The following is a 15,013-nucleotide window of genomic DNA, read 5'->3' as shown; positions in this document are numbered from 1 at the left end:
GTTTCATGAGCCGGAGGTTGGCGATGAAGAGACCGAAGTTCAGTCGCGAGTTCAAGATCGAGGCGGTCAAGCTGGTCAGGGAACGTGGGATATCGGTGGCGCAAGCCGGTCGCGACCTGGACGTTCATGAGAAAGTTCTACGCAAATGGGTGAAGGAGTTCGGCTCCAACCCGGTGCGGGCCTTTCCTGGCCACAGGCAGATGAAGCCGGAGCAGCAGGAGATCGAGCGGTTGCGCCGTGAGGTCGCCAAGTTTGAAGGTTGAGCGGGATATCCTAAAAAAGGCGCAGCCTTCTTCGCGAAGGAAGCGACATGAAGTTCGTCTTCATCGCGAAGCACCGGGCGATCTGGCCGGTGGCATGGCTATGCGATGCGCTGGGGGTGTCGCGGTCGGGCTTCCATGCCTGGCTGAACCGCTCGCCCAGCGCCAGATCCCGCAGCGACGAAGAGCTCGGCGGCAAGGTGAAGGTCAGCTTCATGGCGAGCGACCGCACCTATGGTGCGCGCCGGGTGTGGCGTGATCTGCTCGCCGATGGGGTGGACTGTGGGCTCCACCAAATCGAACGGCTGATGCGCCTGCAAGGCTTGCGGGCGCGGCCGCGACGCCGGCGCTTGCCGAAGGACAGCGGCGATCGACAGCTCGAGACCGTGCCAGCTAACCTGCTTGACCGGCAGTTTGCCGCCGAGCGGCCAAACCAGAAGTGGATCGCTGACATCACCTATCTCTGGACGGCCGAGGGCTGGCTGTACGTGGCAGCGGTGATCGACTTGTTCTGACGCCGCATGGTGGGCTGGTCGATGAGCGCGGTCATGACCGCACAATTGGTCACTGATGCGCTTCTGACGGCCGTTTGGCGACGCGGCAAACCGGACGCATTACTGCACCACTCCGACCATGGCAGCCAGTATGCCAGCGACTTCATCAGTGTGATGCCCACCAACCTCTATCGCCCTGGCGACAATTTTCACCCCGAAATGAGCCACGTCGCCGCCACCCTGATTCGCCGCTTTCACGAAGCGAAGGTCTCGGGCGCGCAGAACGTCGTGGTGTGGAGCACCGGCACACCGCGACGCAAGTTTCTCTACGTCGACGATATGGCCGATGACTGCGTGTGCCTGATGAAGACCTATGCCGGCGCAGAGCTGGTCAACATCGGCGTCGGCGAGGACATCCATCGCTGAATTCGCACGCGTCGTAGCCGACATCGTCGGCTATGGCGGCGCGATCAGCTTCGATACTTCGCGTCCCGATGGCACTCCCCGCAAGCTGCTCGACGTCAGCCGCCTTGCTCAGCACGGCTGGCGGGCGACTATGCCGCTCAGGCATGGACTGGGTTTGGCTTATCAAAGTTAACTGAGATCGCTTGAGGGGAGGAACACACGCGCTCCAATCACCTCTGTGAGATGCAGCCCCACCAAACAGCTAATACAATCTTCACTATGCGACAGCCTGTCCCGGCCCGACAAAGATATGCATGGTGAACCTGCGCAGCGCGCACAAAAGGTCAGCACACAGTGAAACAAAAACGAGTAAGGCAGCCACATTCGCTCTGCGGCTGCCTTGAAAGATCGTTGAAAACGGCGGCCGCCGCTCGGCTTACTTCAACCTAGTACGCCCGGCGCAGGACAGGACCGACAGGTGCACAAACCCGGTCCATATACCAACCATAAGGCGTCTCGACCCGCACCAAGGGACAACGGCGCACCGGCGCATAGCGGTACGGGTATGGCTGCGCCCAGAACGTAATGGGCGTCACCTGGCCCTGACCCGCGAGCAGGACCGCCGGTGCCGGCATCTGCATCGCGGCATTAGCTCCGCTCGCTGCGCACAGAGTAACCGCGACGGCAGCAAGGCCCGCTCGCATCAACGTCTTAAACATCCTGAAAAGCTCCTCGAGCCTGCGGCTTCCGGTCGCGCTCGCCCCCATCCCAGTCAACAGAAGCGCCTTGGGTGAGCCGCGCGGCCTGCCCAGATAGTTGACGAAATTTACCAACGCAGCAGGCAGAAAAGCAACCGCTGCCGGGCGGCCGAGAGCTTTTTGGGTCGATATGGCGCGCAGGTGTGGCTTCTTGGTCCTACTTGTCCTCATTCCAGGCGCCCGGAACAGCGAGGCCGGGTGAACGGCGGTACACATCCCGAAGAAACTGGTAGTTGACCACCTGTGCCAGCGGTACATCCTCTTCACCCAGCTTGGCGAAAAGCGCGATATCCCGAAGCGTCCGCCAGCGGCTTTCGTCGTAGTCCCCGATACGGCCGCCCGTCGGTAGCACGAGCGAGCGCTGCTGCTGGAGCTCGAATTTGAGCCGTTCGGGGTTCAACCGGGCCTGACCGCCGACGGCGAGAACAGGCACGCTCCTTGCATAGTCGGCGTAGGCGAATTGCCATCCTCGAATGAGCCCCTTAAGAGCGTCGGCGATTACGGACGGCTTTTCATGAATGAGATCATTGCTCGCGAAATAGACTTGGCCCGGAACATGGATGCCGTAGTCCTGCGGCTTGATGACGTTCAGCTTCAAGAAGGTCGAGCTGGAAGGATCAGGCTGATCGTCAATCGCGGCAATGATCGCATCCACCTCCCCGGCCCTCAGGGCTTCGAAGCTGTCGCGGTCTGGGACCTTGGTGATTTGGCTTCGGGGAAGCCCGAGTTGCGCCATCATCGCATCGAAGACGGCGTCTGCCTCACTCGTCCTTCGGTATCCGACTCGCTTTCCGACCAGATCAGCCGGCCGCCGCAATCCCGAGGCTTCGAGCGTGAAGATCGCCACAGAGGTGTCGAGAAAGCTCGCAGCGAAAGCGGTCACCGGGACACCACGCCAGCTTGCCAGCAAGAACTTCTGGCCACTTGTCACGCCGATGGCATGTTGGCGTGCGACCGTCTGGACGAAGTCAGGATCGCCGGGCTCGGCGGACACTTCAATACGAGAGGAGAAAAACCCCTGCTTGAATGCGGCGAGCTCGCCCGCGAACCGTGCGCTAGGTGGCCCGTCCAGGAGAAGCTTAGTCGCCACGCCTATGGAAGCCGTCGGCCCTCGTAAAGGTTTGTCGGGCAGAAGGAGAAGCACAGTACCCACGAATGCCACGGCAGCAAGGCCAATGGCTAGGTAACGATTCCCTCTCGGCCGGGTTCGCCGCCGGGATTTCGTTGGCAATAAAAACCTCCTAACAAGCTGTAAATTTGGCATATCAATTGATGCGAGGTGAGCTACAATGCGACCGGGGTAAGGTTAATTTTCCCTTAACGTTGTTTTACCAGCGGCTTTGATCGATAGCACGGCTTGTTCGGGCAATAAATTTTTGCGTCAATGGGTTTGGCAGCATGACAATTGTTACTATCCGACCTGTGCCCGTCTCCGATTCTGCGACGGGAATTCGCGTGGTCGAGCAAACTGCATCAACATCTGCGGGCTTTTCGCCCAGCTGGCTGCGCCCGCCGGTTGTTGAACGCTCGATGGCCGTAATTGATGGAGCGTTGATCGTTATTTGCGGAATTGGCTGCGCGGTCGGCTATCTCTTGTCCACCGCGGGCACCGTCGGCAAAGCCAACGTCTATGCAGCGGCTAGCGTCCTGGTCGCTATAAACTTCATCCTTCTAACGTTAGTGCAGCAGGGCTATCGCCTCAAAATCATCACCGATCTGCCACGCACATTTCGGATGACACTGACGACGTGGACCGGTCTATTCGGCGCGCTACTTGCGATCGCGTTCACGATGAAGGTCAGCGAAGAGTTCTCCCGCGGCGCCACGATCTCGTTCTATCTGGTCGGCCTCGCCATTCTGCTCGCCTGGAAGGCCCTGGCCGCGCGCTGGACCGCGCATGCCTTGCGCACCGGCGCCTTCGCCAACGGCCGCGCGATCATGATCGCCGAATTCGGCCTTGTCACCTCGTCCAACGCGGTCGACGACCTCGGCCAGCACGGCTACCGCCTGATGCGGGTGATGGAGGTCCCAGCTAAGGAGCTCGCTTCGCCGCTGCTGCTCTCCTCGTTGGCGCCGCGCTTCGAAGAACTGATCACCTATACGCGCGAGAATCGGATCGAGCACATCTTCCTGTTGATGAACTGGGGCCGGCAGCATGCGATCGACAGTATTCTGGACGCGCTAAAGATCCTGCCTTTGCCGGTGCATCTGGTGCCGGACGCCAACACGGCGCGCTTCCTGCGCTACCCGCTAGTCGGCACCGGCAACACCCTTACTGCCGAGCTGCGCCGCGCCCCGCTCACGTTGCGCGAACGCGCGCTCAAGCGCGCGCTGGACCTCGTCGGCGCTAGCCTCGCGCTGCTTGTGTTCGCCCCCGTCATGCTGGTGACCGCGCTCTTGATCAAGGTGACATCGACGGGACCCGTGTTCTTCCGTCAGACCCGCCACGGCTTCAGCGGGCGCACGTTCAGGATCTTCAAATTCCGCACCATGCGCGTGCTCGAGGACGGCCCGACGATTCAACAGGCGCAGAAGAACGACCCGCGCGTAACCCCAATCGGCAAGTGGCTGCGCAAGACCTCGATTGACGAGCTACCGCAGCTCTTGAACGTGCTCAAGGGCGAGATGTCGCTGGTAGGCCCCCGCCCCCACGCGGCCGCCCACAATACCGAATACGAGCAGATCATCGGCAATTATGCCTACCGCCATCACGTCAAACCCGGCATCACCGGCTGGGCCCAGGTTAATGGTTACCGTGGAGAAACCAGTACGCTCGACTTGATGCAGAAGCGCGTCGAACTCGACCTCTGGTATATCAACAATTGGACTCTGTGGTTGGACATCCTGATTGTCATACGAACTGCTTTGATCAGCCTCGGGCAGAGTAGGGCTTACTAACTCCAGATCGGAATATTGAAAATGCCTAAGTCGATAGTTGTCTTTGGAGGGTCCGGCTTTATCGGCACCCATTTGCTTCGCCACCTTGTTTCAAAAGGCACGAACAGCATCATCTCTTTCGATCTCAACGATCCCCAGGAAAGGCTGCCCGGAGTCACTTACCGCGTTGCCGATGTGCGCAACCTGCACGACGTCAACGTAGAATCCGACGTTTCGCGCATATATAATTTGGCGGCGATCCATACCACCCCCGGTCATGCGGACCACGAGTACTTCGAGACGAACGTCGCCGGCGCGTTGGAGATAACCAGCTTCGCGGCGCGGCATGGCATTTCCGAAATCATATTCACGAGTTCGATTTCTGTGTATGGACCTGGCGAGTCCGTAAAGACAGAAGAGACTCCGTTAGAGCCTGCCTCCTCATATGGGCACTCTAAAGCGCTCGCGGAGCGCATACATCAAAACTGGTTCGACGGAGATAGCAGTCGCAGGCTAACCATCGTGAGGCCGGCCGTGGTCTTCGGTAAGGGGGAAGGCGGCAATTTCACGCGACTTGCGAGGCTCCTCCAGAAGGGTTTCTTCGTTTACCCGGGACGAAAGAACACCGTGAAAGCCTGCATTTACGTTGGCGATCTGCTTGACGCCATTGAGTTTGCCCGATCGTCACCCGAGCGTTTCGTGCTGTTCAACGCATGTTATCCGGATCGCTATACAATTGAGGATATTGTAGCCGCGTTCCGATCGACTTCCTTTCCAAATGCGCGAGAGTTTCTCATTCCCGAGCCGGCCGTGAAGGCTGCAGCAGGCATTCTCAAGCCATTCTCTGCTCTTGGTTTGGGCATTCATCCCGACCGTGTCATGAAACTCGTCAGGTCGACGGACATTGTCCCCGGCTGGCTTCAATCTAAAGGTCAAGCGCAGCTTGGACGATTGCAATCCGCATTGCTCCGCTGGAAAGACGAGTCATCCGGACTGTTCACATAGTTGCTGCTTGGAGCATGCTAGAGGGGGAGTGTACCTACTTGCGATGAGAAGCTATCGAACGGGTGACGTTATCTTTCTTTTGACCGCACAACGCAGATCATGAATCATCACACCTCCCTTTCAGAGACGGTCCGGCAAAACTCCAAGATAATCGTCGTGATTCCGACGTTGAATGAAGAGCGAACGATCGTTGCCGTTATTGCTTCGCTTGCTCGCGAAAAGGCCAGATTAACCAATCTCCAGATTATCGTCGCTGACGGAGGTAGCGCGGACCGAACAGTCACGTTAGCCAAGGAACAGGGTGAGATATTTCCCTTCGTCAAGGTCATAAATAACCCGAAGCGCTTGCAAAGTGCGGCCGTCAATCTGGTTGCTCGGCAATGGCGCAATGAAGCCGATGTGCTGGTTCGTTGCGACGCGCATGCGCACTATCCCGAACGCTTCGTCGAGCAATTGCTCACGACCCTAATCAATACCGGAGCAGACTCAGTCGTAGTACCGATGGATTCAATTGGGCGCGACTGCTTGGAGAAGGCTGTGGCCTGGGTCTCAGACACTCCCTTAGGATCTGGCGGGTCGGCGCATCGCGGTGGCAAACGCAGTGGCTTGGTCGACCATGGCCATCACGCAGCATTCAGGTTGTCGAGTTTCCTCGATAACGGCGGTTATGACGAGACCTTCAGCCATAATGAGGACGCCGAGTTCGATTGTCGGCTCAATGCTCGCGGAGGAAAGGTCTTTCTCGACGCAAATATTCGCCTCGAATACCACCCACGCAGCACGTTCCGCAGCCTCGCTAGACAATATTTCAATTATGGCAAGGGCCGCTCGCGCACTGTTCGTCGGCATCCTCATGCAATGCGGCTGCGCCAGATCGTGGTGCCGGCTCATTTCGTCCTTACTATTGTTTCGCTTCTTGTCGCCCTGATCGCGGGAAGCTGGCTGGCTCTTGCCTGGCCACTCCTCTATTTGGCCGCGCTGACGGCCATGTCGCTTCTGCTCGCATTCAAGCACAAATCCGTTTGCGGCCTGCTGGCTGGTTCTGCGGCGGCATGTATGCATTTCTCATGGGCATCGGGCTTCTTCTGGGGATTCATCAACATAAGAGAACAGCGTTGGTTGCCCATGAAGACCGCCGCTTGATGCAGGTCCCTTCAAACACTGAAGCGGACCCCGTTGACGGCGTCGGATCAGATTTGGCTCGGATCGTTGATGCGATCACGATCCCGGGAAGGCATTGATGGCAGAAAGCCCGTGCGTCAATGTCACAGCATTAAGTGATTGTCGTTATTCGTTAAGCATGAACCGATGAGGCCGTTAGATAGGATGCCGTGGTCAAATTCCAGTTCGAAACACAACCGGTAGCCGGGCGATGAAGGCGACCAGAAGAGGATTTCTCGCATTGGGCTACGGCGCGGCAATTGGGCTTGGCTCCGATTTCGCCAGACCGGCGAATGCCCGTCAACCGAACTTCACAGCTTCGTTTGACGCCGCCGTCGAGAACTACGCTCCCCTCGCCGACTATAGCTTCGGAACGGGCGCAGCACCCAGTGGAGCTACGCGTATTGCCGATGCTGATATCCTTGCCTCCTTTTTCAACCACTGGGCGGCAAATCTTCGCTCACCGACCGCGACAATCAACACCGAGAACCAGCGCTACATGCCCTTTTCTTCGAGGGACAACTTCGTTTTCACCGAAGACGCGCTGGAGTTGACCGCGACGCTGCCGCACGGCGGCGGTCTCGGGTCGGTCGTCGTGACCGCGAATGCGGCCCGTTCGCGGATCCTGGCAGTTTCGGACGCAAGCGCCATATTCGTCGGGCAGGTCGTTTCTTTCGGCGAACGCCAGCTCGCAAACCAGCACGTCACTCTGGGATGCGGCATCCGCGGCAAGCTGACGAACGGCGACAGCGTCACGCTGAGCTTCGATCTGTCTGCTATCGGCCGGGAAGAGATCACGTTTAGCGAGTCCGTAAGTGCCACCTCTACCCATCAGGCGCTCGCGCAATCCTTCGTCCACGGAGTCAACGCCGATGCACGGCTAAGCGCCCTAGGCATTGCTGCCGTCAAGGGAGGCAGCCCCGGCAGCTACTGGATCACCTATCCCCGCCTGAACAATCCTGGCGGCCCGCCGTTCGGTAAGGCGGCGAACGGCTCGATGCAATGGCTGAGCCTTTCGACCGGCCGAAACGGCAGCGTGACGCATGAGCGCAAGGCCAGCGTTTTCCTGACCTGGGTGACGGGACGCGAGGGCAACAACGTCACGCTCAATCACCCGGTGACGGCGCAGGCTGGGCAAAGGCTCCACCTCATGCCTTCAAAGATGATGGAACGATCCGATGCCTACCAAGGCATTTCCGCCACCATTCCGCTGGCCGACACAGATAGACTCGAAATCGGACAGGCCGTCACCTTCGGTTACAACGACCGTCAGTACCGGCCGATTGTCTCGAAGACGGCCGACAGTATCACTGTCAACGGCGGCGTTAACGTCACGGAGGGTCTGTTCGTCACCTCGCAGCCTATCTGGCTGGCAAAAGTCGCCGCCGAGGCCAAAAGCAGCAATATGCTGAGCTTCGAAGCGATCCCCGCCGGGGTGAGTGTGGGGCATCAGGTGATCCAGCAGGACACCAACCCCAACAATAATGTTAAGGTCGTTGCCATCGACCGGACCTCCTCGCCGCAGACAGTAACGCTGAGTGGACGCATCACCATGCCGGTGGACGGCACCGCCCTCTTCCACCCGCCGATCCATTCGGGACAGATATGGTCGAAGATCGGTTATACGCCTGGTGAGTTCGGGCGCGACTGGATCGCGCTCGAACTGGAATGCAACCTGCCCGACACTGCCGATGTCGGCGCATGGCCGGCTTTCTGGCTGTTTCGTGACTTCAATCAATTGACCGGCATGCCCACTCCCAAGGACAGCGCCTCGGAAATCGACATGACGGACCTGTTCGTTTACTGGTCCAACCTGAGCACAAACTGCCATCGCCCTGCCAATGGCAAACCCACGAGCGAAATCTATCGCAACACCGCCTTTCATAACGGTGAATATGTGGTGGGAAACAACGTGGGCCTGAAGACCCGAAAGATTCAGGCGATCTGGTCCACCGACCAGGTCTTCTACTACATCGACGGCATTCTAGTCTGGGCGCGCAACTTCACCTACAACCGCTCGGCGCGAGCGCAGATCGCGGCCAATCTGGCCGTGGGAACGACCTCCGCAAACTTCACCAGCAACGGCTTCTTCCCGCTCGATTTCAGCCGGTTTCCGATCAAGTTCCGACTGAAGCGACTACGTATCTTAGCGGCCGCTGACTGAACCTTTCGAAACGTGGCGGGAACGCCAAGCGAAAACCAGGACTGCTTGAACAGGGCCACCATCCATGCCGGCGCTATTGAAATCGGAAAATGCACGGGTGTCGAGCGACTCCAACGAAGTGGCCATAAAAATACGACCGCTTTCGCTACAACCTCGAAATCAGTCTAGGCTGCTTTGGAGCTTAGCCGCATGAATGAACTGAACAGTCTACAGTACTTGAGGGCCATCGCCTGTATCGCGGTGGTATTTTTCCATTGTGGCGGCAAGGGACAGATCGACTTCTCAGTCGGTCAATCCGGTGTGGATCTGTTCTTCATCATCAGTGGCTTTCTCATGATGGTGATTACCAACGAGCGCAGCAATCCGCGGGAATTCCTTCAAAAGCGCGTCCAACGTATCGTCCCGCTTTATTGGGTGGTCACGACCGTCTTTCTGACAGGGGCAGTAGCGGGATTTTATCCAAGTGTGAGGCTGACAGTCTGGCACATGGTCTCTTCCTACTTATTCATCCCAAGCGTGTCCCCAAGTAACGGACACATCTATCCGCTTCTCGTTCCAGGATGGACGCTTGCGTACGAGATGTTCTTTTATCTCAGCTTTAGCATGATGCTCTGCCTGCGAACTACTGAACGCCGCAGGCTCATCGTTCTCACCACTGTATTTGTTGTTCTTATTGCAGCGGGACAAAAACTCGAGCCGGAGCAAGCCATACTCAAGACGTTTACAAACCCGATGCTCCTCGAGTTTTTGGCGGGATGCTGGATCGGCTTGGCCTGGAAAGAAGGCTACCGGATTCCATCATTCTTTGGCGCCATCTCAGTAGGCGTCGGCGTGCTGCTGCTCTCGGCTACCATGCTCTACGGCCGATTTGCGATCGACCAGTACCGACTGCTCTTCTATGGTGTTCCAATGTTGCTTGTCTTCGTCGGCGTCCTCCGTTACGAACAAATTGGCGCGGTCAGAGAATGGCCGATATTGCGTTTCCTTGGCAACGCAAGCTACTCGATTTACTTGTGGCACACGCTTGCGATCTCTGCAGCGGCAAAAGCGGCGATTAAGCTGGAAATCGGCGATACTTCGACGTTTGCATTCTTAGCCCTCGCCGGCATTGTCGTCGGCGCGATCGGTTATATCTTAATTGAAAAGCCCGTGCTCACCGCGATCAAGTTGAGCGGTCGTGCCACGCACGGCGGGGGCACGGATCGCGGCCGATCTTGCCGTGGGAACGGACTTCCGCAGACCTCGTCAGCAACGGCTTCGTCTCGCTCGACTCAAGCCGGTTTCCGATGAATATCCGATTGAAGCGCCTACGAACCGTGGCGGCCGCCGATTGAACCTTCCAAGGCAAGGCGGCAACGTCCCGCGCAAACTAAGATTATTCGAACAGGATCATCCATAGGGGCAGGCTCTCGGATGACCCGGCGTTTACAAAAGCCCTGTTGTGTGTGGACGATTAGAGATTTGAGCGATGGCACGTAGGCAAGTCAGTGCGGTGAAGTCAGGCTTTTCCCTTTCCGACAATAGCCTCGATTTGATTCGGATAATCGCCGCGGCGCAGGTTGCGATCTATCACATTTGGACCCGCGTCCAGCCGAGCGACAGCGGGGGCTGGTTCATCGAGGCGCTGAGGTATTTTCCCGGCGTGCCCGTTTTCTTCTTCATCAGCGGTTTCGTCATAACCGCCGCATGGCGTCGCGACCCCGATATTCCTCGCTATTGCGTATCGCGTGCGTTTCGCATTCTGCCCGCTTATTACGCGGTGTTCTTGTTTTCGCTTGTGTCCATCGTGGTGCTTTACAGCGATCCGGTTCATCAGAACCTGAAGCAAATGGGGCTATGGATGGTTGCACAGATCGTCGTTCTTCCAAGCTGGAATCCTGATTTTCTGAGAGAGTACGGCAACGGGACGGTCAACGCTTCGCTCTGGACTATCCCGGTCGAAATTTCGTTCTATGCTTGTGCGGTTGCCATCGGCCTCTGGGGCCGGGATCGCCACCGAACGGCGCGCCTGCTCATTTCGGTAATCGCAGTCTCGCTGGCGGTGAATGTCTACGCGCACTACTTCATGACTCCGCCAGGCGAGAAGGCGGACTTCGCGACGAAAACCCTTACCGTATCGCCGCTGTCTTTCATCAGTTGGATATGGATGTTCTGCAGCGGCGGACTTGCGGCCTTATGGTTCGACACGATCGTCAGGCCCGCCGTCCGTTGGTTCTTTCCAATCTTGGCAATCTTCCTGGTTCTCTCGGTTGTCGGGACGCTGTGGGAGATACCCGGGGTCCTTCGCCCCTTCGGTAACAATGTCGGCCTTGCTAATATGATTGCAATCGCGGCGCTGGTGTTTAGCTTCGCATTTCGTTATCCGGATTTGGGACGAAAGCTTTTAATGGGAAATGACTATTCCTACGGCCTTTACCTGTTCCACTGGCCCGTGATGAATCTGTTTCTGGAACTTGGCTATAGCGGCTGGTATTGTGTCGTCCTAGCTCTTGTTGGTTCGGCGGCCATGGCAGTGATCAGCTGGTGGTTTGTCGAAAAGCCGATGCTGGGTTTGGGAAAATCGGTAAGGGAGCGGCTACGCAAACGGCAGGCCTGTGATATCCCGGCACGAGAACCAGACGATCGCGCTACAGGCATTGTGCCGGTCCAAATATGCACCAAGCCGTAATGCATATCTCAGTTGAGCGGAGCAGCGCTTTCGCCATGGAAAGCGAGATGCCCAGTTTCGCTTGTGGCAACAGATACGCCTTCTGTGTGACTGAGATGGTGCCAACCGATCCATGAGTGCTTGGCGAACAAAATCCCACCGCTGCCGCATGAACGATGAAACTTGCGGCTCAGGTCACACCCTCGATTTCCATTTACAGAGAATGCGCAATGTCGGGGGTATTTGCTCGGGCGCCTGCCAGCCTAAGGTGATCAGCATTGAAGTAAAGTACTCCAAATTACCGCTAATAGTCAGATGCCGCCCAGCTCTGAACGACCCCAACTCGGATTCGGCGCTCTTCGAGCTAGCATCCAAAATCAGCGTCTTGCAGTCGGCAGGCACTCCGAACCGGCCTCAGGTCACCTGCAACTGCCCACAGCCCTAAACTTTTCTTGTACCGCTCAACGAGACCAGGATGCGGTGCAATCTACCCGGAAGCAAGGGTCCGATGCCGGAGGTAAGGTTTCCCAGCATCTTACGTCCGAACATCAAGATGAACAGACCATAGATGACGATACCCAAACCACCAAGGATGACGAGCCGATAAGCGGGAGTAAGTTCCGAAATCCAAAGAGCGCGTACTCCATACAGGCACGCAGCCATCATGAAGGACGCCGTCAGTGGAACGAAGATACTTTTCAATAACGACCAGAAACCAATTCCTGTGACCTGCCGAGCAATGGGTATAACAATCAGAATGCGGATATAGGCTCCGAGGGTTTGCCCGAGCGCTACAATATCTGGCCCGTACTTGACAGTAGCTAGGGCCATTGTTGCGCTGACAAGCACCGACACGCCGGAAATGAACAAGAGGAGTTTTCCGCGTCCGATCCCAATCAAGGTAGGCGCAAGGATGAAGTCAAACACGGTTGCGCCAATCATCGGCGCCAGCAACGCCATCACGGTGGCGCTCGCTGCCCATTTGGGGCCAAACAGGATTGCAGTGATCTCGGGAGAAATCACAGACGCCCCGAGGTATGCAGGGAAGGCAATCAGCGCTGTTGTCTGGACAATCCGAAGAAACGCTTCCGGCCATTTTTCGCGTGGAAGGCTGGCAAAAGCCGAAAGAACCGGCTGCTGAATGGGGACAATAATCAATTGTGTCAAAGAAGACAAGAAGCGGCTCCCCGTTCGGTAGATCGCAAGAGCCGTAGGACCTGCAAACACGCCCAATATCATGCCAGTTACATGGCCATTCAACTGATTGAGAAATTGTGCGCCCATGACGCTGATGGCAAAAGTCAAGATCTCGCGCGCGTAGTGCTTGTTGAACACCAGTTTCGGCCGCCATTTCACCGCCGTCAAAGTGACCGTAAACTGAATAGCGACCGCAAACACTCTCTGCGCGACCAGTGCCCAAACTCCTGCACCTGCAGATGCGAGGCAGATGCTGAGTAACCCGCTTACAAAGTTGGACAACATGCCTCTGATCGCAATTGTGCGATAGGAGAAGTCTCGCCTCAACGTTGCACTGAACACAGTATCGCAAGAGTTGATGATAAGCATAAGAGCGAGAACAGTGATGACCGGCTGGATATCCTCATAGCCGAGCCTTTCGACGCCCGGCGCGAGTACCACGCTCAGAAACGCGAACAGGACCGTTGCAAGAAAGATGTTGACCCAGAGCGCAGTCGAAGAAAACACGTCATCCATCGGATCACGCCGGACGATTGCATCTCCCACGCCAGCCCAGGCGACCACACCAGTGACGTCGATGAAAATGACTGCGAAAGCTACGATCCCGAATTCCATCGGCTCCATCAGCCGGCTCAGTATCGCAAAAACGACAATGCTGAATATCTGGTTCAATGCATTTCCGACACTGAGCCAGAACGTGCTAGAAATCAGAGACTGACGGAGGGTCATAAGAAATCAGACCCTTGGTGGGCCACTCCATCGCTACAAGGAAGTTTGTATGCAATTGTGGACGAGGTGATCACCTTTGAGACTGCGGTGCGGCCGATGCTTGCATGATCGATAGTATACGCCTTGCCGCCGCAACGTGTGTGAAGTCCCGCAATGCGTGACGACGTGCATTCCTGCCATATTTGCTCCACAAATTCTGCTGGCGCAGCGCGCGAGCGACCCCCTCCCCGAAGGCCGCAGCCGTGCCAGCTCGCACGTGCCAACCATCCTCGTTGTCTTTCACCGTTTCAGCAGGGCCTCCGGACGCATGCACCAGCAGCGGCTTTTCCATCAGCATTCCTTCTATCACAGATAGGCCGAATGGCTCTGGATCAATACGCGAATTCACGATGACGTCGCACATTGCGTAAAGGCTCTGGATAGGAAAGCCCAACTTATCGCTTGGTCCGCTGAAGTATATTTTATCTGCAATTTTTAAATCCGTCGCAGCGTTCTTGATAAGCCGACCGTAGTCGCTGTCCATAGGGCCTCCACAAATCAGAAGGCGCGCATCGGGAAACCCTCGCGCCGCAGTCGCGAAACCCTGGATGAATTCGAGTTGTCCCTTCTCTGGAGTGATACGGGCAAAGATACCAAAAATCCGATGGTCCGGGGTGAAGCCGAATTGCGCTCGATCTGCAGAAGGATAGAGCTCAGGTGAGAACTCTGCCGGATCTATCCCTAGATGGGAATGATAGGCCTTCTTCAATTTTCCAATCAGTGTTGTTTGCGTAAAAGCGCTGTTTGCGATCGGCGTCATGCCGAAGCCAGCCAGCACTAGTTCATAAATCCAAGCGTTCACTCGAAAGGGATATTTGCTGCTAATGAGATTTGGCATGAGCCAATAACCGGAAACCTTCGCATGCCAGCACGCCTTGGCAACCAATGGTACTTCGCGAGGCTGCCTTACGATCACACAATCGACACGCGCCGTCTTTATCGTCTCAGCCAACGTGCGTGCATGGGAGAAGGAAAAAGCAAAATTCTTCAGTGTGCTTACGAATCCGCCGAATTCGGGTGCTTGACCGAAGTCGCAGATGAAGATCTCGGCTCCGACTTCAGCCGCCGCTTCGGCCATCGGTCCATTGAAAAACCCAATGTAGACGATCTCAATGTCATATGTACGGAATGCCTTCAGTAACGTTGTGATACTGCGCTTCACCCCATAGCTTTCAAGTCCGTCTGTGAGAAGGGCAATGCGCTTAGGGCGCGCTTTGAGGTGCTGGCCCCTGGCGATAGTAGAATCTTGAGCCACAGATTCGCCACTCCCGATCAAA

Annotated in this window: 9 protein-coding genes and 2 pseudogenes; 8 read left to right on the top strand and 3 right to left on the bottom strand. The window is 56.8% G+C overall.

The window, feature by feature from the left end; translation table 11 throughout:
- Nucleotides 1-23 precede the first annotated feature (23 nt).
- Nucleotides 24-916 (top strand): annotated as a pseudogene (locus P0R31_RS06275) (IS3 family transposase); the annotation flags it as partial.
- Nucleotides 899-1,352, top strand: a pseudogene (locus tag P0R31_RS06270) (NAD-dependent epimerase/dehydratase family protein); the annotation flags it as partial. The pseudogenes P0R31_RS06275 and P0R31_RS06270, both read left to right, overlap by 18 nt.
- 722 nt (nt 1,353-2,074) lie before the next feature.
- On the opposite strand, the gene P0R31_RS06265 reads toward P0R31_RS06270, so the two are convergent.
- Nucleotides 2,075-3,007, bottom strand: coding sequence for an ABC transporter substrate-binding protein (locus P0R31_RS06265; RefSeq protein WP_275513285.1), 933 nt, complete (start codon nt 3,005-3,007; stop codon nt 2,075-2,077).
- Nucleotides 3,008-3,447: 440 nt separating this feature from the next.
- On the opposite strand from P0R31_RS06265, the gene P0R31_RS06260 reads away from it, so the two are divergent.
- The 6 genes from P0R31_RS06260 (at nt 3,448) to P0R31_RS06235 (ending at nt 11,792) form a co-directional block, all read left to right on the top strand.
- Nucleotides 3,448-4,815: an undecaprenyl-phosphate glucose phosphotransferase gene (locus P0R31_RS06260; RefSeq protein ID WP_275513284.1), complete on the top strand. Its 1,368-nt coding sequence runs from the start codon at nt 3,448-3,450 to the stop codon at nt 4,813-4,815.
- Between the two features lie 21 nt (nt 4,816-4,836).
- Nucleotides 4,837-5,799 (top strand): NAD-dependent epimerase/dehydratase family protein, encoded by a 963-nt coding sequence (locus P0R31_RS06255; protein ID WP_275513283.1) that lies wholly within the window; start codon nt 4,837-4,839, stop codon nt 5,797-5,799.
- Between the two features lie 99 nt (nt 5,800-5,898).
- Nucleotides 5,899-6,942 carry a glycosyltransferase family 2 protein gene (locus P0R31_RS06250; RefSeq protein ID WP_275513282.1) on the top strand — a complete coding sequence of 348 codons (1,044 nt, stop codon included), beginning with the start codon at nt 5,899-5,901 and terminating at the stop codon, nt 6,940-6,942.
- A gap of 229 nt (nt 6,943-7,171) precedes the next feature.
- Nucleotides 7,172-9,124: a hypothetical protein gene (locus tag P0R31_RS06245; RefSeq protein ID WP_275513281.1), complete on the top strand. Its 1,953-nt coding sequence runs from the start codon at nt 7,172-7,174 to the stop codon at nt 9,122-9,124.
- Nucleotides 9,125-9,313: 189 nt separating this feature from the next.
- Nucleotides 9,314-10,414 carry an acyltransferase family protein gene (locus tag P0R31_RS06240; RefSeq protein WP_275513280.1) on the top strand — a complete coding sequence of 367 codons (1,101 nt, stop codon included), beginning with the start codon at nt 9,314-9,316 and terminating at the stop codon, nt 10,412-10,414.
- A gap of 178 nt (nt 10,415-10,592) precedes the next feature.
- Nucleotides 10,593-11,792, top strand: a complete 1,200-nt coding sequence (locus P0R31_RS06235; protein ID WP_275513279.1) for an acyltransferase family protein — start codon at nt 10,593-10,595, stop codon at nt 11,790-11,792.
- A gap of 420 nt (nt 11,793-12,212) precedes the next feature.
- Here the strand turns inward: P0R31_RS06235 and P0R31_RS06230 are convergent, their stop codons facing one another.
- Both P0R31_RS06230 and P0R31_RS06225 read right to left on the bottom strand, forming a co-directional pair.
- Complete coding sequence (locus tag P0R31_RS06230) at nt 12,213-13,697, bottom strand: oligosaccharide flippase family protein (protein WP_275513278.1); 1,485 nt, start codon at nt 13,695-13,697, stop codon at nt 12,213-12,215.
- A gap of 70 nt (nt 13,698-13,767) precedes the next feature.
- Complete coding sequence (locus P0R31_RS06225; protein ID WP_275513277.1) at nt 13,768-15,012, bottom strand: glycosyltransferase family 4 protein; 1,245 nt, start codon at nt 15,010-15,012, stop codon at nt 13,768-13,770.
- Nucleotide 15,013 lies beyond the last annotated feature (1 nt).

This window comes from Bradyrhizobium yuanmingense, from assembly GCF_029167105.1.
Lineage (GTDB): Bacteria > Pseudomonadota > Alphaproteobacteria > Rhizobiales > Xanthobacteraceae > Bradyrhizobium > Bradyrhizobium yuanmingense_A.
This window is presented reverse-complemented; position numbering and strand designations above follow the sequence as displayed.